Annotated in this window: 15 protein-coding genes; 9 read left to right on the top strand and 6 right to left on the bottom strand. The window is 33.2% G+C overall.

Annotated elements, in window-relative coordinates:
• Positions 1-95: 95 nt before the first annotated feature.
• The 6 genes from H599_RS19400 to H599_RS0108525 all read left to right on the top strand — a co-directional run bounded on the left by H599_RS19400 (position 96) and on the right by H599_RS0108525 (position 9,728).
• A complete protein-coding gene (locus H599_RS19400; RefSeq protein WP_162174253.1) occupies positions 96-1,241 on the top strand; it encodes a restriction endonuclease subunit S in 1,146 nt (381 codons plus the stop codon).
• Between the two features lie 11 nt (positions 1,242-1,252).
• On the top strand, positions 1,253-2,584 hold the full coding sequence (locus H599_RS0108545) for a hypothetical protein (protein WP_026713745.1): 1,332 nt from the start codon (positions 1,253-1,255) through the stop codon (positions 2,582-2,584).
• 82 nt (positions 2,585-2,666) lie between these two features.
• Positions 2,667-4,340: a Fic family protein gene (locus tag H599_RS0108540; RefSeq protein ID WP_026713744.1), complete on the top strand. Its 1,674-nt coding sequence runs from the start codon at positions 2,667-2,669 to the stop codon at positions 4,338-4,340.
• Positions 4,341-4,373: 33 nt separating this feature from the next.
• The gene (locus H599_RS0108535) at positions 4,374-7,832 is read left to right on the top strand and encodes a DEAD/DEAH box helicase family protein (RefSeq protein WP_026713743.1); all 3,459 of its coding nucleotides are present in this window, start codon (positions 4,374-4,376) and stop codon (positions 7,830-7,832) included.
• A 91-nt stretch (positions 7,833-7,923) separates the two neighbouring features.
• A complete protein-coding gene (locus H599_RS0108530) occupies positions 7,924-9,021 on the top strand; it encodes a hypothetical protein (protein WP_051590686.1) in 1,098 nt (365 codons plus the stop codon).
• Positions 9,021-9,728 carry an STING domain-containing protein gene (locus H599_RS0108525; RefSeq protein WP_026713741.1) on the top strand — a complete coding sequence of 236 codons (708 nt, stop codon included), beginning with the start codon at positions 9,021-9,023 and terminating at the stop codon, positions 9,726-9,728. The genes H599_RS0108530 and H599_RS0108525 overlap by 1 nt, the downstream gene beginning before the upstream one ends.
• A 107-nt stretch (positions 9,729-9,835) precedes the next feature.
• Here the strand turns inward: H599_RS0108525 and H599_RS0108520 are convergent, their stop codons facing one another.
• The 3 genes from H599_RS0108520 to H599_RS0108510 are packed head-to-tail and all read right to left on the bottom strand — an operon-like array spanning position 9,836 to position 11,680.
• Positions 9,836-10,462: a hypothetical protein gene (locus H599_RS0108520; RefSeq protein ID WP_026713740.1), complete on the bottom strand. Its 627-nt coding sequence runs from the start codon at positions 10,460-10,462 to the stop codon at positions 9,836-9,838.
• 8 nt (positions 10,463-10,470) lie between these two features.
• Positions 10,471-10,908: a DUF3408 domain-containing protein gene (locus H599_RS0108515; protein ID WP_026713739.1), complete on the bottom strand. Its 438-nt coding sequence runs from the start codon at positions 10,906-10,908 to the stop codon at positions 10,471-10,473.
• A gap of 4 nt (positions 10,909-10,912) precedes the next feature.
• Positions 10,913-11,680: a ParA family protein gene (locus H599_RS0108510; RefSeq protein ID WP_026713738.1), complete on the bottom strand. Its 768-nt coding sequence runs from the start codon at positions 11,678-11,680 to the stop codon at positions 10,913-10,915.
• 704 nt (positions 11,681-12,384) lie between these two features.
• On the opposite strand from H599_RS0108510, the gene mobA reads away from it, so the two are divergent.
• Positions 12,385-12,828: a conjugal transfer protein MobA gene (gene mobA / locus H599_RS0108505; protein ID WP_026713737.1), complete on the top strand. Its 444-nt coding sequence runs from the start codon at positions 12,385-12,387 to the stop codon at positions 12,826-12,828.
• Between the two features lie 149 nt (positions 12,829-12,977).
• Here the strand turns inward: mobA and H599_RS0108495 are convergent, their stop codons facing one another.
• Both H599_RS0108495 and H599_RS0108490 read right to left on the bottom strand, forming a co-directional pair.
• Positions 12,978-15,404, bottom strand: coding sequence for a DEAD/DEAH box helicase (locus tag H599_RS0108495; protein WP_026713736.1), 2,427 nt, complete (start codon positions 15,402-15,404; stop codon positions 12,978-12,980).
• Between the two features lie 6 nt (positions 15,405-15,410).
• A complete protein-coding gene (locus tag H599_RS0108490; protein ID WP_035141364.1) occupies positions 15,411-16,166 on the bottom strand; it encodes a hypothetical protein in 756 nt (251 codons plus the stop codon).
• Positions 16,167-16,417: 251 nt separating this feature from the next.
• Here H599_RS0108490 and mobB point away from each other — a divergent pair, with 251 nt between their 5' ends.
• Both mobB and mobC read left to right on the top strand, forming a co-directional pair.
• Complete coding sequence (mobB, locus tag H599_RS0108485) at positions 16,418-17,734, top strand: conjugal transfer protein MobB (protein ID WP_026713734.1); 1,317 nt, start codon at positions 16,418-16,420, stop codon at positions 17,732-17,734.
• A 115-nt stretch (positions 17,735-17,849) separates the two neighbouring features.
• The gene (gene mobC / locus H599_RS0108480) at positions 17,850-19,850 is read left to right on the top strand and encodes a conjugal transfer protein MobC (RefSeq protein ID WP_026713733.1); all 2,001 of its coding nucleotides are present in this window, start codon (positions 17,850-17,852) and stop codon (positions 19,848-19,850) included.
• Between the two features lie 142 nt (positions 19,851-19,992).
• On the opposite strand, the gene H599_RS21320 is transcribed toward mobC, so the two are convergent.
• Positions 19,993-20,124 (bottom strand): hypothetical protein, encoded by a 132-nt coding sequence (locus H599_RS21320; protein WP_262493886.1) that lies wholly within the window; start codon positions 20,122-20,124, stop codon positions 19,993-19,995.
• Between the last annotated feature and the right edge of the window lie 6 nt (positions 20,125-20,130).

Raw genomic sequence — 20,130 nt, 5'->3', positions numbered from 1 at the left:
ATCGACCGTACCGATTAAAATCGGGACACTCTAACTTCCTGTTCTTTAGTAGCAAGTGAATTAATAATTAAATGAATATACAAAATATAGAATTAATGCAGAAAGTAAAATTTAAAGAACTATTTTCTTTTGAAAAAAAATCTAAAATTAAGGCTGGTGATGGTTTTAAATTTGGAGAAGGAAAATATCCTTTTTACACTTCAAGCGATACATTATCAAAAACGTTAAATGATTTTTTATTTAAAGATGAAAGTTTAATTTTTGGAACTGGTGGTTTAGCTAGTATTCACCATTGTGATGAAAAATTTGCAGTATCTACAGACTGTTTTGTTACCCAAGCTAAAAACAAAAAAGAAACTTTTACAAAATTTGTATATTATTATCTAAGCGGAAATATGCATCTACTTGAAAATGGTTTTAAGGGAGCAGGTTTAAAACATATTTCGAAAGGATATATTGAAGATTTAATGATCCCACTCCCTCCACTCCCAACCCAACAAAAAATAGCAGCCATCTTAGACAAAGCCGATGAACTGTGCCAATACAACAATCAACTGATCGAGAAATACGATACCTTAACACAAAGCTTATTTTTGGAGATGTTTGGAGATCCTGTTAAGAATGAGAAGGGGTGGAAAATTACTACTTTTTCAAAAATTCTATCTAAAATAGAAAGTGGCTGGAGTCCAGTATGTGAAAATAAACCTAGAACTAGTGATAAAGAATGGGCTGTATTGAAACTTGGTGCTGTTTCTTATAGTATTTATAACTCAAAAGAGAACAAAAAATGTGAATTTGAAGTTCCAATTTCAAAGCTAGATTGCGAAGTTAAAAAAGGAGATTTATTATTTACTAGAAAAAACACATATCATATGGTTGGGACAACAGCATTTGTCTACGAGACTGAACCTAGATTATTATTACCTGATACTGTATTTCGGTTAGTTTATATAAAAGAAAAGTCAAATCCTTTATTTTTATACTACCTTCTTAATAACAATAAATTTAGTGCTGAAATTCAATCTTTAGCTTCTGGAACTTCTGGTTCAATGCCCAACATTTCAAAAGCTAAATTACTAGCAAAAGAGACTATACTACCTCCTGTTGACCTCCAAAACCAATTCGCTGAACGAGTTCTATTAATAGAACTCCAAAAAAAACAAGCCCAGGAAGCTTTGGCAAAAAGTGAGGAATTGTTTCAGTCTTTGTTGCAAAAAGCGTTTAAGGAGGAGTTTAATTAAAATTTAGACTTATGGAAACACAAACAATTACGGAAATCAAGAATCTTAATAATCAATTGAAACAACGATTAGGAGAAATTAATAAAACCCAGTTTTACAATTCAAAATATGGCTCTGAACAAGAATATACTGGTAAAGGAATTTATTTAGGACTTGATTCTATAATTACTGATGTTTCATATTTAGTTAAATCACACAATATTTTTATTACGATTTCCACATACAATGAAAGAAATCAGATAAAAAATTATTTAAATAAAATTTTGGTTCATATTGAGAACCCCGCGCAACTGTGTAATTTTATAGATGAATTAAAAGTTTTCCTTAGAAACTTTAATGTGAAAGGAAATTCACAGCGATGGGAATTATTTCAAGAAGCCAACAAAAAACTTTTAGAACAATGCAATGAATTTGAGGAATCTTTAAAATACATTGAGGAGATAAAAGAAAAGGCTGATAATTCAAATACATCTGTGAGTGAAAAATTAGATGAAATTTCGAAGAAATTTGAAGAACTAGAAGAAAAAATTGAAGAAGTAGAAGAAGTTAAAAATGAAATCACTACTAATTCTGAACAATTAAAAACTATAAATACTGCTTTATTAAAAGTAAAAGCAGATGCCGATGAAAATCTTGAAAGCATTGTAGAAAGTTACAATGAAGTTAAAAGTAATGAAAAAGTAATAAATTCATTTGCACAAAAAGTTCAGGAAAGAGACAATCGTTTAGGTGAATTACAGCAAATGACTGATGAAATTAAAGAAAAAATAATCAGTTATGAAAGTGAACGCACTAAAATTCTGGATGACGCTCAAAAATTAATTGAAAGCGCTAAAACGGCATTAAACTACAAAACAGCAGAAGGTATTAGTGCTTCTTTTCAAACACAACTTACTGATGCAAAAAAATGGTATTTTTCGGCATCATGGATTATTGGAGCTGGCTTTTTTGTATTAATTGCAATAGCTCTAGGTGTTTGGATAACAATTGATGCTACGAATGATCTTCATTTAATAATTGGGCGTATTGCATTAATTCCTTTACCTATAATTGCAGCCATCTTCTGTGCAAACCAATATGTAAAACAAAAAAACATCATTGAAGATTATGCTTATAAAATGGTTTTAGCAAAATCAATAGTTGGTTTCTCTGAACAATTAAAGAAAGAGCCTTCAGAAGATAAAGGGGAATACATTCATTATATTAAAGTAGCTCTCGAAGAAATTCATAAAGATCCTTTGAGAAAAAGAGAATTAAAACAGGGAACTTCGAAAATCGAGAATTTTTCAGTCAAGGAAATTCTTGATGTTGCCGAACGAATGGTAAAAATTGGCAAGCCTTAATTGGCAACTCGATTATATTAAAATTAAAATTTTAAATTTGGAAATCAAATATAAATCATTATTTCTAGCAGTCTAAACAAAAATGGCACTACCAATAAACATAAACGATTTAGTCAACGGTCAATCCATAGAATGGGAACGACTGGAATTCAAACAAGGCTGGAATCCGGAAGAAATTGTACATACCATGTGTGCGTTTGCTAATGATAGTAACAATTGGGGCGGTGGCTACATTATTGTGGGTATTGCTGAAAATGATGGGAAGCCAGTACTGCCTCCTGTAGGTTTAGTTCCGGAAAGTTTAGATAGAATACAGGGTGAAGTACTAAGCCTTGCCTACCAGTTGTTACCGAATTATTTTCCGTTAATGCAACCTTATGTGCTACAAGGACAGCATATTTTAGTATTGTGGTGTCCTGCTGGCGACAATCGTCCTTACACTGCCCCCATAACACAAGGAAAGGGAGCGCAACGTGCTCCTTATATTCGTTATGGTTCCCGCAGTATTATCGCCAAAGAAGATAATTTAAGACGCTTACAGGAACTAACGGCACGCATTCCGTTTGACGACAGAATAAATGGCAAAGCTACAATTGATGATTTGGATTTAGGATTAATTCAGGCTTTTCTTCAGGAAGTAAAAAGTGATTTATACGAAGAAAGCAAACAAATCCCTTTTGCCGATTTGTGCTTGAATATGAAAATAGTAAATGGTCCAAAAGAGGCATTACGCCCGCTAAATGTGGGAGTATTGTTTTTTTCCCGCAACCCCGAAAAGTTTCTCGATCGTTCCTGGATTGAATTAGTGGTTCACAAAGATAAAACCGGTAAAAACTTTACCGAAAAGTATTTTAAAGGGCCTATCCATCACCAACTAAGAGCGATATTAGACTATTTTAAAAACAATGTGATTGAAGAAGTGGTAGAAAAACTAGCTTACAAAGCTGAAGCCAATCGTTATTTCAATTACCCTTATGAAGCTATTGAAGAGGCATTGTCTAATGCGGTCTATCACAAAAGCTATGAAATGGAGAAACCTATTGAAGTACAAATATGGCCGGACAGAATTGAAATTCTCAGTTTCCCCGGTCCCGTTCCTCCGGTAGATGCACAAATATTAAAACAAAACCAACGTATAGTAGCTCGAGATTACCGCAACCGTAGAATTGGCGATTTACTCAAAGAGCTTCGATTAACTGAAGGTCGTGGCACGGGCTTTCCGACCATAAGAAATGCTATGGCAGAAAATAACTCCTCCGAACCTGTTTTTGAAACGGATGAGCAAAGCACTTATTTCCTTTCTCTTTTACTGGCAAAAGAACAAAAAAACAGCAGCATTGAAAAAGTTCCTTTTACCAATTTAGAGGAGCTTAGTCATTTTTTAAACACACTGAGTGACCAAGCTAACGACCAAGCTGAACCCAATAAGAACAAGGCATTAGAGATCTTAAGCAATTGGAACAACCACGCTAGTGACCAAGCTAGTGACCAAGCTGTTCAAATTATAGAAAGTAATCTTAATGACAAGATAATTTCAATTTTGAGCATATTAAATCAACCAAAAAAGAGAGCCGAAATTCTGGAAAATTTAGGACTAACTAATCACTCTCGTAACCGGGAAAGATATTTAGATCCATTAGTAAATTTAGGATGGGTAGAAATGACCATTCCCGAAAAACCAACCCATCAAGACCAAAAATACAAACTTACCATTCAAGGAGAAATACTTTACAATTTGATATATGGTATGAAATAATATAGTATTTTAGAGGTAAATTGTACAAGCGTGATGAATAGCAACTTTAGTTTTCTTCAAAAAGAGTTTCCTGAAATATACAGAGAAGTACAGGAAGCCGAAAAAAATACTTTTACAGCTCCTCGTTATGCCGCTTTATTATGCAGAAGCACCTTGGAGAAAACCATATTCTGGTTGTATAAAAATGATGATGATTTAGAGTTACCTTATGACACTAAATTGGGGGCTTTACTACACAATGATAGTTTCAAAGCCATACTCAAACCAAGTATGTTAGTGGAATTGGATGTGGTGCGTTTGTATGGTAACGATGCAGCCCATGGCAAAAAGGTAAGAGCATTAGAAGCTTTACAATCTCTAAAAAACACTTTCCGTTTGCTCTCCTGGTTAAGTAAATATTATAGCGCAAACAATCCGGATATTGTCCCTTTTGACGAGCGCTATATTCCTTATGGAGACAGCAATGATAAAAATGCCAAACAATTACAGGAATTGGCCGCTGCCATCGAAAAAGAACGGGAAGAAGCCAAACGTTTAGAAAAACAACAACAACTTTTAGCCGAAGAAAACGAAGCGCTAAAAAAGCAACTGGAGGAACAAAAACAACTCATTACGGAACGTAAAGAGCAAAGAAGTCAGGAATTTACTTTTGAACAAGCTGTTCCCGAATTAACATCGGAACACCAAACCCGCTTAATATTAATTGATTTGTTACTCAAAGAAGCTGGTTGGAACAATCTACGTGAGCATAAAGAAATAGAATACGAAGTAGTAGGAATGCCATTAACTACTAATCCCACCGGAAAAGGATTTGTTGATTATGTTTTATGGGGTGATAACGGCAAACCATTGGCTGTTATTGAAGCCAAAAGTACGCTCCATGATGCCCGAAAAGGCAAACACCAAGCAAGTTTATATGCTGATTGTTTAGAAAAAATGACCGGTCAACGTCCCATTATATTTTATACTAACGGCTTTCAAACCCATCTTTGGGATGATCAATTCTATCCCGATCGATTGGTTCAGGGGTTTTATACGAAAGAGGAATTACAAGTATTAATCAGACGTCGTTACGAACGTCAGGATATCAGGAACTTTGTAGTTAATACCAGTATTATTGAAAGACCTTATCAAATAGAAGCGGTAAAACGCGTTGCCGAAACACTGGTCACGACACAAAATAATGTATTAAGAGGTAAAAACAGAAAAGCATTATTAGTAATGGCAACAGGAAGCGGAAAAACCCGAACTGCTGCCGCTATCGTAGATATGTTTACCAAATGCAATTGGGCGAAAAGAATCTTATTTCTAGCAGATAGAAATGCCTTAGTAACCCAAGCCAAAAATGCCTTTAAAGAACATTTACCTCATCTTTCGGCCATTGATTTAACGAAAGAGAAAGAAGAACTGGGAACACGAGTGGTTTTTTCTACCTACCCTACTATTTTAAACAAAATTGATTCATTAAAAAAGGAAGACGAACGTTTTTATGGTATCGGTCATTTTGATGTTATCATTATCGATGAAGCGCACCGTTCGGTTTATCAAAAATACCAAGCCATATTCGATTATTTTGATGCTCTATTAATCGGACTTACAGCTACTCCTAAAAAAGATATTGATAAAAACACTTATAGTCTTTTTGAAATTGAAGATGATGTTCCTACTTTTTCTTATGAATTGGATCGTGCCGTGGCAGAGAAACATTTGGTTCCTCCAAAATCATATAAAGTCCCCGTTAAATTCCCGAGAAAAGGGGTAAAATACTCTGAATTAAGCGAGAAAGACAAAAGACATTATGAAGAATTATTTGGAGTACCCGGTGACGAAAAAGAAACAGGAATAACTGAAATAGCAAAAACAAAAATCAATTCGTTCTTATTTAATAACGATACGGTTGATACGGTTTTAGATTATCTAATGCGTTTTGGTCTGCGGGTAGAAAGCGGTGATAAATTAGGTAAAACAATCATTTTTGCCAAAAATCATACTCATGCCGTTTTTATAGAACAACGCTTCAATAAAAACTATCCTGAATTTGGAGGTAGCTTTTTAAGAGTAATCGATAATTACGAAGACAAGGCACAAGACTTATTGGAAAAATTTTGCTTCTTTAAAGGCGATGAGGTCGAACCACAAATTGCTGTTTCGGTAGATATGATGGACACTGGTGTAGATGCTCCAAGAGTTTTAAATTTGGTCTTCTTCAAAGAAGTAAAGTCCTATTCCAAATATTGGCAAATGATTGGACGCGGTACACGCAAATGCCCTAATATATTTGGTCAGGGATTGGATAAAGAGTTCTTTTTAATCTTTGATATTTGTGGAAATTTTGAGTTTTTTGAAGAATTCCCTAACGGTTATGAAGGAACAACAGCTAAACCCTTATCACAACAATTATTTGAAGCACAATTAGAAATTATAACAACCATTCAAAACAGTCAAAATGTTACGGATAGTGATGATTTGATTGCAAAAGAATACACCAATATTTTACATCATAAAATAGTTGAATTAGACCAAACACGATTTGAAGTAAATAAACATCTGGAATACGTGCTTAAATATAGCAAAAGAGAAAATTGGAATAGTTTAAACCAATCGAATGTATTGGATATTCAAACACATCTGTCACACTTGATTGCTTACACGGAAGACAAAGATGAATTTGCAAAGCAATTTGACAAATTAATTTATCAGTTACAGTTGGCTGTACTGAAACAATCCAAAAGACAAGTTTCTCTCATTCAAAATATGGTTAGCATCGGAGAATTATTGTTTGTAAAAAGAAACATACCTGCTGTTAACCAACATATTGAAACTATTAATAAAATCAAAGAAGCTGACTATTGGTCAACTATTTCTTTGGATAAATTAGAGCATTTAAGAACAGAATTAAGAGGATTGATTCAATTCCTGAAAGATGAAAACAAAGAAAAACCGATTTATTCTGATTTTGACGATGAACTAATTGAAGCTAATGTAAAAGAAATCGATATTTTAGCCAGCTACACCCGACTGCAAAGTTATAAAGACCGAGTAGAATCATTTATACGAAAAAACAGAACCCATTTAGTAATTGATAAATTGTATAAAAATATTCCAATTACCCCTTCTGAATTGGAGTTATTAGAGCAATTCTTGATGCAGGAAGCTGAAAGTAAAGAGCGATTGTTCAAAGAATATGAAGAGCAACCTTTAGGCATGTTTGTTAGAAAAATATTAGGCTTAGATATCGAGGCAGCCAACAAACATTTTGCTGCATTTATTCAGGAAGAAAATTTGAATGCCAATCAAATTACTTTCGTAAATACTATCATTGATTATTTAAATAAAAATGGAGTTCTGGATACTAAAATGTTAACCCAAAGTCCATTCAACGCCCAAAATGACAACGGAATAATTGGTATTTTTCAGGATGAAGACACCAAAATTCATAAAATAATTAGTTTGTTAAAAGTGGTAAATCAAAATGCTTTGATTATTGGATAGTTTGCTTTATAAATAAAATTTTCAATACTGTGCAGTTGTATTGCATACATCTATCTAATATTTGCAGTATTAAATCTTAAATACTGTAAGGATGAGTAAAAATTATGATCAATTAATTCAAAAAATCAATCAAAGAAGTAATCCTGATTCCTTCACAATGAAAGCTTTATTTGCTGAAGAAAACGTTACTTCATTACTGTTTGAAAACAAAAAATTAAAAACAGCTCAGGTATATATTTATGTACAAAAAGCGATGAAAGGCGTTGCTTCTGAATACACAAGCAATAGTAAGATAGCCGCAAATCAAGTAGAAGCTCACTTAAAAAGAAGCCACGGCTCTCAAGTCCATTTTGAAAGACAAGGATCAGTAATGACTAATACACACATTATTAAAGATAATGATATTGATTTAGTGCAAATAACTAATAAATCAAAAGGAGTTGATCACTCTGGACTTAAAAAGGCTCTTGCCAATCCTAATACACTAAATCCAATTGAATACAAAAACTTAAAAAAACATTCTGATGATTTTAGCCAATACGAAGGAAATCAATTAACAGATCTCAGAAATATTAGAAAACAATCCGAAGAAGTTTTAATATCTACCTACAAAGAAGTTGATGTTGAAAAAGTTAATTCTATCTATGTTCAAGTTAGTTCACCTAAAAGAGATGTTGATGTAGTTACTGCAACATATTACAAAGGCATAGATTATATGAAAACTAATCGTGATTATCGAAGAGGGATACAAATCTATAATAAAGAATTACACAAGCTTTCAAATGTAGATTTTCCATTTTGGAGTATAAAACGTATCAATGAAAGAAGCCTTCTCACTAATGGAAGATTGAAAAACATGATTCGATTTATTAAGAACGTCAAATTTGATTGTGATAATATTGATAATAAAGGAGCTATCAGAAGTTTTCATATTAATGCTATTTGTTATAATATCAATATAGCAAAATATCAATATGCTCACTTTTTGGAACTTGTTACAGTTATCAACGATGAATTAATTCGAATTTTAATTAATAAATCCTACAGAGACAATATTAAATCAGTTGATGGAACTGAAATTATTTTCGAAAAAGATTGCGATAAAAAACTTCAAGAAATTCGCTTTTTACAGGCGGAGATCAATCAAATTGTAATTGATTTAACCCTCCTTAATAAACAACTTATATAATGAAAAAATTGCAAAATTACCTTTTAGATTTAGCTGCCAATAACATCAAGGCTTTTACTTATTTAAGTTATATCTTAAATGGAATTACCGCTATAATTATCATTTTTTGGTTATTAAAAAAGTCCTTACCTAAACTTGAAAATTTTGATTTAGAAGCTTTAGTAACTATCGTTTCGTTTTTTGCTGTGACGTTAAATCAACTAAACAGGAAACTTTTTGAAAGAACAGAATATTCACCGGCTGATGTATTAGCACTCGGTTATGTAAATAATTTTCTTTTGCCAGTGATAACACAATTGAAAGAAGATGGAATAAAAAATCCTAGTCTGTGCATTTATAAACCAAAAAAAATCAATGAATTGGAAGCTAGCAATATTGATGTAATGAAAGCAGAACTACGTAACAATAGCTATTTATTACAAGAAGTAAAGTTAAACATGAAACAAGCCAGAGCACGAGATATATTGATAATTCAAAAAAATCAAAACAAACAAATTTATTTTGATTTTCCTAATACGCTTTTATCCTTACTGGATTACATAGATTATAAGGCAGAATCTAAAGCAAATACTTCTCCTGACAAACTAAAAACCGAATTAGGAATCAGTTTAATCACCGAGTTTTACAAAAAAGTGGAAGAACTGAGTAAGGAAAAAAGAATAAATTTAAATATTAAATTTTGTGATGCAGATTTAAATTTGTTCTAGTTACTCACTGTACGGTTGGAAAGTTGATAATAAAGATATTTTAAAAAGTCGAAAGACAACAGATACTTTGATTTCAAAAATAAAGTTAAGATAAAAAAGGAGTTTGTTCACACAAACTCCTCAATATCAAAATCCTCTAAATAATTTTTCCGCAAAGAGGAAGAACCTGAATCTATTTCTGAAGAAAGTGTACTATCTAATAGCTTAGCTATTTTTTGAGAAGCATTTTCTATAGAGTTTTCCAGTAGGTCAAATAATTCGGTTCCCTGTATTTTCTGAACTATGGCAGTGGCTGCTTTCTTTTGAGAGGGCTTCCATTTCTCTTTTTTTAACAACACCTCTACCGAACTTAGTTCTTCAAAGGTAACCCCTTGGGCAAAACCATTATCGCCATCTGATAATCCATAGCTATTCCATTCTTCTTCCTCTTCCTCAAAATCAGGCACATTCCCAAAAACTTCATCCAGCTCTTCCTGCGGAATTTGCATATCGACTTTTTCCTCGTCGATTTCAATATCAAAATTACTTGTTTTCTGTTCCTGCTTTTTCTTTTGGCTTTCTTTGGCAGGGCTTGACACTGAAAGACTTCTTTGCGGTTTAGTTTCTCCCATAATATCAGGGATATTCAAAATAGTTTCCTTCTGTTTTGACTTGCCCACTACCTTGATAATAATTTTGTCCTGTAAAAGCAAGATAATTACAATCAGCAGACATATCACAATTACTATTTCCATAACTTCAATTATAAAATAGGTTTGTATTTATCATTAAAACTTTTGGTAATCTGCTCACCAAATTCCTGAAAATGGTAATCCAGCAAATTATCTAAATAAGCATAAATAGTGATCTTGTCTTCGCCTATCACTTGTACAATGCGTGACAGTTTTTCGTGAAAATCAGGTCGAATATACACCGTTTTTCCATCACGGGCATTGGTTTCTGCTCTTTTAAAAAAAATGCTTTCGTAATCTGCTTCGTTTCCCCTTCTTCCCCTACTCTTTTCCTTAATCGAAGATTTTGGAGTTGGGAGTTCTTTAGAAGTTACTTTTTCTTTTTCCGGTTCTTCAGTCGCTTCTGGTGGAAGCTGTAAACCTCCCTTTTTGATTCCGTCCACCATCATGTTCATCATCAACTCTTCGTTGATTTCAGGAGCCACTTTTCGTTTATTATCTTTCTCCATAAAACTACAATTGAATGATTTTTAAAAATTCATTTATAAACTGATCTAACTGGCAAGCTTTCATCAAACGTTCATCCGGAGACATTACGGTAGAACGAAAAACGGTTTTGCTATTCTCTTCACTTTCTTTGCGAAAACGGTTACTGTTCTTGATTTGGCTTTGCATCAAACTCAATCCCAATTGCTCCATAAGTTGATTATAAATCTCATATAAAGGGGTGCTTTCCCTCCCATCCACCTGATTCCAAAACAGATTAATGGTTTCTATCGAAGTTTCCCCTTTTTTCATAATCACATCCTGCAACAACTGCGTAAAAATCAGCGTACTCTCCATTACCACTCGATCGGCTGTGATAGGTGTAAAAATGTGGTGCATTCCTGCCAATGCTTTCAAAATACCCGGAGTGTTCACAGTTCCGGGCAGGTCAAAGAATACCACATCAACAGCTACCGGAGAAGTATTCAAAAATTCCTGAGCAGCTTCCAATACACTATCCGCTTTGTGTTGCATAATGGGATAGGCTTTTTTGTTGATGGTGGTAAATTGTTTGTACGCCAGCTTTTTCAAATGTTCATTTTCCATGACCATTGCCAGATCACGCGATTTCATTTTCATCAAACTGTGCTGTGGAAAATCGGCATCAAATACGGCCACATTGTAGCCCAATCGATAATGCAGGGTGCTTGCAAGCAATGTGGTAAAAGTACTTTTACCGACACCACCTTTTTGAGAAGAAAAGGCGATAAATACTGTTTTGTGTTTTGAATTCATTTTTTAACTGTTTTTAATTATTTATGGAAGTACTTAAGTTCCTATGTACGTTTATTAATATGTACAGCATTATAGAGCTAAGCAGCTAAATACGCAGTAATCTATTTATGCACTTGAATACAATCTTATGTCTGTAGGTATAACTATAAAATTCTACCGGCAGAGTTACTACATTATGTAATTGCATTTGTGTGTGCTCAACTACCTATTTAATTATTTCAATAGCTACTCTTTTACAGCTGCACAGCTGTATTTATCTAAGTGAGTACTGATGTAATTATGTTGTTACCTACATAGCTACTTATAGCCTTATATCTGTTTCTAAGTACAAAGAAATACAGCTATGTAGTCGCTTTTACTAACCTGGCAATGTTTGGCATTTAATGGCGATTTTTGGCAATCCTTCACCGTACAATTGTTTCTCCTTCAATATTTTACTTTGTAAAAAACAATAACCGGATGAATCAATGGAAGGAGCTAATCAATATTTGAGTAACAACCAAAACGGCCTTAAGCCGTTTTTTCCCTGCTATATTCAATCCGGATTCGCCGACAGGCGGACGGATTATCTGTTCGACAGAACAGAGCAAGTTGTGTTTTGAGGCACTGGAAATGAATTCCGTGCCTCAAAACAACTTGCCCTTGCAGGGGCTTAAAACATCCTCCGAAGTCGGTGTTTTCTAAAAATTATAAATGGAATGATGATGGATGAGCAACAAAACAAGAAACAACACAAAGGCGGCAGGAATCATAAAAAGAATCCGAGCATTCATCGTTATGTTTTTCGCTTGACGGATGAGGAAAATGCTAAATTTCTTTCGCTTTTTGATGCTTCGGGAGCAGATAATAAAGCGCATTTTATTACTTCTGTCCTATTTGAAAAACAAATCAAAACCGTAAAAGTAGATATGGCTGCGATGGATTACTACATGCGATTAACCACTTTATTTGGTCAATTTCGTGCCGTTGGTGTCAATTACAATCAGATTGTGAAGCTATTATATCGCAATTTTTCTGAAAAAAAAGCCGCTGCCTATCTCTTTAAATTGGAAAAACAAACAGCTGAATTGGCGAAACTATGCCGTGATATTACACAATTGACTGAGGAGTTTGAAGCGAAACATTTGAGAAAAAATGAGAAAAAATGATAGCAAAAATTGGTCGTGGAGCAAATATTATTGGCGCACTTTCTTACAATCAACTCAACTTTGATAAGGAAATTGATAGCTTTTCGCTTCTATTTTATGAATAGTTTTTTGTTTTATATTGATAATAGCTAAACCCTCCTTGAAATTAATTAATTTAAAAAACGTTCGATTTCAAATCTATAGAAGTCATTAACTGAGTTTTTATATACCTCAAATTCAGGTCTTGACTTCAAATTATTATAATCATCGAAGTATAGGTATTGTAATTGATTGTCGCTTTCGAGTCTTGAAATCAAGCTTACACTTAAACCAATTTTTGAAAGATCTATTTTATATTGGTTGGTCGTACCGTAAATGTATTTATTATAATCATCCACTGATATAAGCTCATAATCATATAGCATAATTATAAATTTATTGATTTTGAAGCTAATAAAGTCATCTTCCATCTTTAATTTGATGATTGCCAAATTTATCAGTTCAACATCACTCTTTGTACCCAGATTAATGTAGAGTTTAGCCTCCTGATAGTCTTCTGTCCTACCTACCTCACCATAAGTCTTTCCAAAAAAAGTTAATGGATTTTTATCTCCAATGCGCTTCTTAAAATAATTAAACATATGATTGACATTCTCCTTTAAAGCTTTTTTCTGACTGACAGTAATATGAAAGTCGTAATATTTCCGAGCTGGCGGATATTGTAGTCGCTTAAATTCTTCATCTTTGACTTCAACACTATTTATGAATAAGTAATTAATCTTGCCCATCATATCGAGTGTATTCCAAACTGGACTAATTCTTATATTCTGTAAGCGCTGGTCGAGTATCAGACAAATTTCATTAAGATCTTTGTAAAAATGCGAAATCCCTGAGTCTATAAGATATTGTTTTATTCTTTCAAAAGAATTTTCAGGGGTTTTGGTTAAAAACGCTTCATTTTCTCTTACCTGGTCATATAATTTTTTTTTTCGTTCCCGCTCACTCTTTGTCAATTTATCCAAATCGAATGTGTCGAGTGTTGGGTTGCGAATTACATCTTTAAAAATGCGACTGCGCAACAAGCCTATCTTTGCCGCCATCTTTCCATCTTTTCTATTAAAAAGTTCGCTATTAACAAAATGAACTGTGGGCAGAAGTTTATTAAGATTATTCTTTGATGATGAAAAAATGGTATTAAGTCTGTTAACTCTACCAATAAGATTTGTTAATTCCTTTCCACCCAGCGAATATGTGTTTAAAATATAAAGATTGTCGATTGGTAAATTCATTCCCTCTAATATGACAGAATTTGCAATAATGTATTTTATTTCTACTAAATCTTTAAACTTACTTTCAAGATATTCTTTTATAAGATCAGGAAGTTTGCCGTGTAAATAAACAACTCCATTTTTTAAATAGTCTACAGCATAGAATTTTTCATGTACCTCTTGCTTCAAAATTTTAATCAATTGGTTGATAGGTTCTGAATTACCAATTTCAGGCAGATGCCTAGCTAACTCTTTTGCAGCCAACTCTATGCTTACAGGACGGTAATTGTATAGAAAATTCTTTGAGGCAGATGTTGAATTGATATAAACAAACATATCCTTAAATTGTCCGATGTGATATTGTTCATTAACGAACCTATTGTATTTCGTTACATTTCCATCAGTACAAAACTCATATATTTCTGGCTCTTTAATATTAAACGGTATTTTATGCTGATTAATACTTTGCTCTTGTGCAATTTTTAAGCTATGAGCATCCTCAATTAAAGGTGATAAATAAACGACATTTTGATTAGGGTTAAGTACACGATTTTTCGCTAAAAGTCTCGAAAGCAAAATACTTCGTGGATCGTCTTTTAAAATATTATGTGCCTCATCAATAAAGAGGACATTATAATAGATGTTATTTTTGCTTAAGAGACGTAATGCCCGCTCCTGTGTAAAGATTGCTATAAAAGAATCTTGACCTTGAAACATCTCGTCGTGAATGATAATTTTTTTCCCAAGATTAGCATTTCTAATCATCCGGTATGTTTGCATCAGTAACGATTTTGTCGGTACAATTATTCCAATTTTGCTATTTAAAGAGGTATATTTTTTTATGTAGTCCACAATTACTGAACTTTTACCAAATGATGTCGGAGCAATATAACTTACCTCTAAGGTCTGATCAGCGAGTAGTTTTCTTTTACTATTGAATTGATGGACGGTTTCTATATATTCTTGATGTCTATAGCGTTCTAATTCAATACCAATACAGCAATCCTCTATGGATTCCTCTCTTAAAAGAGCATCCTCTAATATTGCCTTCGCCACAGGGTAATAACCAAAATTAGTAGAAAAATCATAAAGTGGTGCGTAATCATGATATTGCATGCTGTATTTCAGCACTATATAATACGTGAACTCTGCATAACTGGTGTATCTGTTGTCCTGCTCATAATGTTTTAAAAATATGATGGCACAGCCTAATATATAAACAATTTCCTCATGGGTCAATTCAGTGCCAATCGTTAGTTTTTCCATGATAGTCTGGAAAGTCTCAATTTTATTGATATCTGTAAGTGCTGTTTTTTCTGTTTGATTCATGAATAACTAAGGTGTTGTCAAGTATTGCCAAAAAAGTTCTAACGATTTTTTTGTCACGCAGACAATTTTGATTTTTTTAAAATTGAATTTCGAAATTGCTTCCTCAATCTCTATTTCTAAGGCATTAGCATCGGTAGTATTCCAAGTTCCATTTAAGAAAATTGTCGAGCCTGGAATTATATTGAAATCATCAATCTTATGATAAACTTTGTTGTCAAATTGGGTGGTAAACTTTTTAATGTTTGCTCTAACGCCCACGTTGGCACCTACGTCAATGTGAGATGCATGATTGTAAGCCTCTCGCCATGGATTATTCTTGACATCCCCAGCTAATTTTGTTTTTAAATCGTTATAAGATTCTTTTATTTTTGAACCATGTGAAATTCCTACTGTCGAAATTAGACCTGACTTACTCTCAAGTATCCATTCCTCAGCATTAAAATAGTAGTAACCATCAAAACCTTTTTTTATTGAATTTTCTTCTAAGTTAAAAAATAGAAATTGTGGTTCAAAGCCCGTTTCATTTAGATATAAGTGAATAAAAAATTCTGCGATTGCTCCCATTTCAAGGGTTTTACCTTTTTTTGGAGTGAGATAATGAACCACCCTTTGCTTTACTCCATTTAAATCAACTGAAACATTTCCTTCACATATTTTAACGAATTTATTATCCAAAACAGTTTTTAAGGGCGTATCGATATTTTCAATATCGATAACACATAAATCATTTCCACATTTTAATTTTTTAATAGTTGATTTCAATTCTGTAGTTAGATTAAAAATATTAGAAAGTTACTTAAGTCATTCGTAAAAATAGTAATAAAAATATTATAATCTATAATTAAATATAAAGACAACATCTATTCAATTAGATCCATTTTCTTATCAAGTATCTTTTGGACAAATAGAGCCATAAAATACATTATTAAATATTGAAATAAATCTATTGCTTAACTTAAAAAAACTAACCATAAAGTCATAAAAACCGTAAAAAAAATTAAAAATAAGAAAAAATGATAGCAAAGATTGGTCGTGGAGCAAATATGATGGGTGCACTTTCTTATAACCAACTCAAAGTAGATAAGGAAAACGGCGAAGTATTAGCTACCAATAGAATGAGAGAAACTGTCAATGGAAATTATTCTGTTGCGCAATTATACAGTTCATTTGAACCTTATCTGATGGCAAACAAGCGAACAGAAAAAGCTGTTTTACATATATCGCTCAATCCTGACCCGAGAGATAAAGTTGATGATGAAAATTTTAAAAAAATAGCAACAGATTACATGAAACTTATGGGGTATGGAGATCAGCCTTATGTAGTTTTTAAACATACCGATATTGAACGAACTCATATTCATATTGTATCAACCTGTGTGGATCGTAACGGTAAAAAAATATCGGACTCCTATGAAAAATTGCGTTCGATGGATGCCTGCCGTACATTGGAACAACAATATCAACTACTAGCTGCAACGGAAAAAGAACGCAATACCAAAGAAGCCATTTTCAAACCAGTTGATTACAAAGATACTAATGTAAAAAGCCAAATAGCTTCAATGGTACGACATTTACCAAAGTATTATCAGTATCAAAGTTTAGGAGCTTATAATGCGCTACTTTCTCTTTTTAACATTACAGCTGAAGAAGTAAAAGGGGAATTACTGGGGCAACCTAAGCAAGGATTAGTCTATTTTGTTTTGAATGAGCAGGGAGAAAAAGCAACTAATCCATTCAAAGCATCTCTCTTTGGTAAACAGGCAGGATTAGAAACTTTACAGAAACATTTCGAGCAATCGAAAGAAAAAATGAAAACAGCAGCTACCAAAGTACTTTTAAAAAAGACAGTAGAAATTGCAATTCATATAACCTCCAATGAAACTGATTTCAAGAAACAGTTATTGGAGCAGGGAATCAATACTGTTGTTCGAAGGAATGATGAAGGACGTATTTATGGAATAACTTTTATTGACCATGAATCCCGAAGCGTTTGGAACGGATCACAATTGGGTAAAAATCTTTCTGCCAACGTCTTTAATGATTGTTGGAAAGATGAAGTTATTGAAAATCGTCAAAAGAGTATTCAAAATAATCCCTTTCCTTCATCATCCGCAGAAAAAAATAATACGGAAAAAGAAATTGAACAACCTCATCAACTTTTTGATTTTCTAAACCAAAAACAAACTGCACATACCAATAACAATTTGGGATTAATTGAAGCATTCGGAGGATTATTACCTGAATCACAAGGTAATGATTATGAAGAACAGGCATTTGCCAACCAAATGAAGAAAAAGAATAAACGTAGAAAAAATGGAAAGCAAAATTAGACTTTTTTCTGTCTTCAAATAGCCAAATAGTGCCACTAACTACCATCTAATTCCTTGTTCTGCTAAAGAAACTACTTTGTTCTAAATTCATTTATAACATTAAATTCATTGAAATATGCAAGGAGAAGACGATTTAAGAGGACTGGCCAAAATAATGGCTTTCATGCGGGCAGTAAGCATCCTACTGGTACTGATGCACTTTTACTGGTTTTGTTATGGATTCTTTTTAGAACGAGGTTGGGCACTAGAGGTAATCAATAAGATACTGGGAAATTTTCAGCGAACTGCAAGTTTATTTTCTAATACATTTTATTCCAAAATCTTTGCATTTGTCTTACTGGCGTTAAGTTGTTTGGGAACAAAAGGAGTAAAAAATGAAAAAATTAGCTGGGCCAAAATCAATACAGCTTTAATAATTGGTTTTATACTTTTCTTTCTCAACACACCGTTACTGAAATTTTCCGTTGGCATAGCTACCTCGTTATATATCCTGACAACATCATTAGGTTACATTTCTTTAATGATGGCTGGCGTATGGATTAGTCGTTTACTTCGTACTAATCTGATGGATGATGTATTCAATAACGAGAACGAAAGTTTCATGCAGGAAACCAAATTAATGAAAAATGAATACTCCGTTAATCTTCCCACTAAGTTTTACTATAATGGTAAATGGAACGAGGGATGGATTAATGTCGTGAATCCTTTTAGAGCATCTATAGTTTTGGGAACACCAGGTTCAGGTAAAAGTTATGCCATAATAAACAACTACATCAAACAACATATTGAAAAGGGCTTTTCAATGTACATCTATGATTTTAAGTTTGATGACCTTTCCACCATTGCCTACAATCATTTGCTAAAGCATTCTGATAAGTATAAAGTAAAACCAAAATTCTATATTATCAATTTTGATGATCCAAGGAGAAGCCACCGCTGCAATCCTATCAATCCGGATTTTATGACCGACATCTCCGATGCTTATGAATCAGCTTACACCATTATGCTCAACCTCAACAGAAGTTGGATTCAAAAACAGGGAGACTTCTTTGTAGAATCTCCGATAATTCTGTTAGCGGCCATTATCTGGTTTTTAAAAATCTATGAAAATGGAAAGTACTGTACCTTTCCTCACGCGATTGAATTACTCAATAAAAAATATGTAGATGTATTTACTATCCTTACTTCTTATCCTGATCTCGAAAATTATCTTTCCCCATTTATGGATGCTTGGCAAGGTGGCGCTCAGGATCAGTTACAAGGACAAATCGCTTCCGCTAAAATTCCTTTGTCTCGAATGATTTCACCTCAGCTTTATTGGGTTATGACCGGAGATGACTTTTCATTGGATATTAATAATCCTGATGAACCCAAAATACTTTGTGTGGGAAATAATCCGGACAGACAAAACATCTATTCTGCTGCATTGGGTTTGTATAATTCGAGAATTATAAAACTGATAAACAAGAAAGGAAAATTAAAAAGTTCAGTTATTATTGATGAGCTACCAACAATTTACTTTAGAGGGTTGGATAATCTTATTGCTACTGCCAGAAGTAATAAAGTAGCCGTTTGTTTAGGTTTTCAGGACTATTCCCAATTAACCCGGGATTATGGCGACAAGGAAAGTAAGGTAATTCAAAATACAGTGGGTAATATTTTTAGTGGACAGGTTGTTGGTGAAACTGCCAAAAGCTTATCAGAACGTTTTGGGAAAGTTTTGCAAAAACGACAAAGTATGACCATTAATAGAAACGATAAATCAACTTCAATTTCGACGCAATTAGACAGTCTCATACCAGCTTCGAAAATTTCAACTCTTACTCAAGGAATGTTTGTGGGAGCTGTTTCCGATAACTTTGATGAACGCATTGAACAGAAAATCTTTCATGCTGAAATTGTGGTAGATAACGACAAAGTAGCTGCAGAAACCAATGCTTATAAAAAGATACCTGAGATTTTATCTTTCAATAATGAAAATGGTGAAGAAAAAATGAAAGAAGAAATAGAAGCCAATTACAGGCAAATAAAACAGGATATTGTCCTTATTATCGAAAACGAATTGGAACGCATTAAAAATGATCCTGATTTACAGCATTTGGTACAGGAAGATTAGGTGCTTTAAAACCAAAAGTCACTCAGTTATTGAAGTGACTTTTGTTATTTTAACCGCATTAAAAAGATACAATTTATCTTTTACTTATTAAGCAGGCTGTAAGCAAGTGCCTAATCTAAGGACAAACTAAAACGAGTGTGATTTACTTTTTTCCTGAACTTTTAGATGGTTTCAGCGACGGAGTATTCCCTGGTGTACTTTTATTATCCCGCTGACGCTGATCTGGTTTTCCTGTTGAATCTGCTATTCTTTTAGGTCCTGGTTTAAGTGCCATAATTTA

Source organism: Flavobacterium daejeonense DSM 17708 (assembly GCF_000425425.1).
GTDB classification, from domain to species: domain Bacteria; phylum Bacteroidota; class Bacteroidia; order Flavobacteriales; family Flavobacteriaceae; genus Flavobacterium; species Flavobacterium daejeonense.
This window is presented reverse-complemented; position numbering and strand designations above follow the sequence as displayed.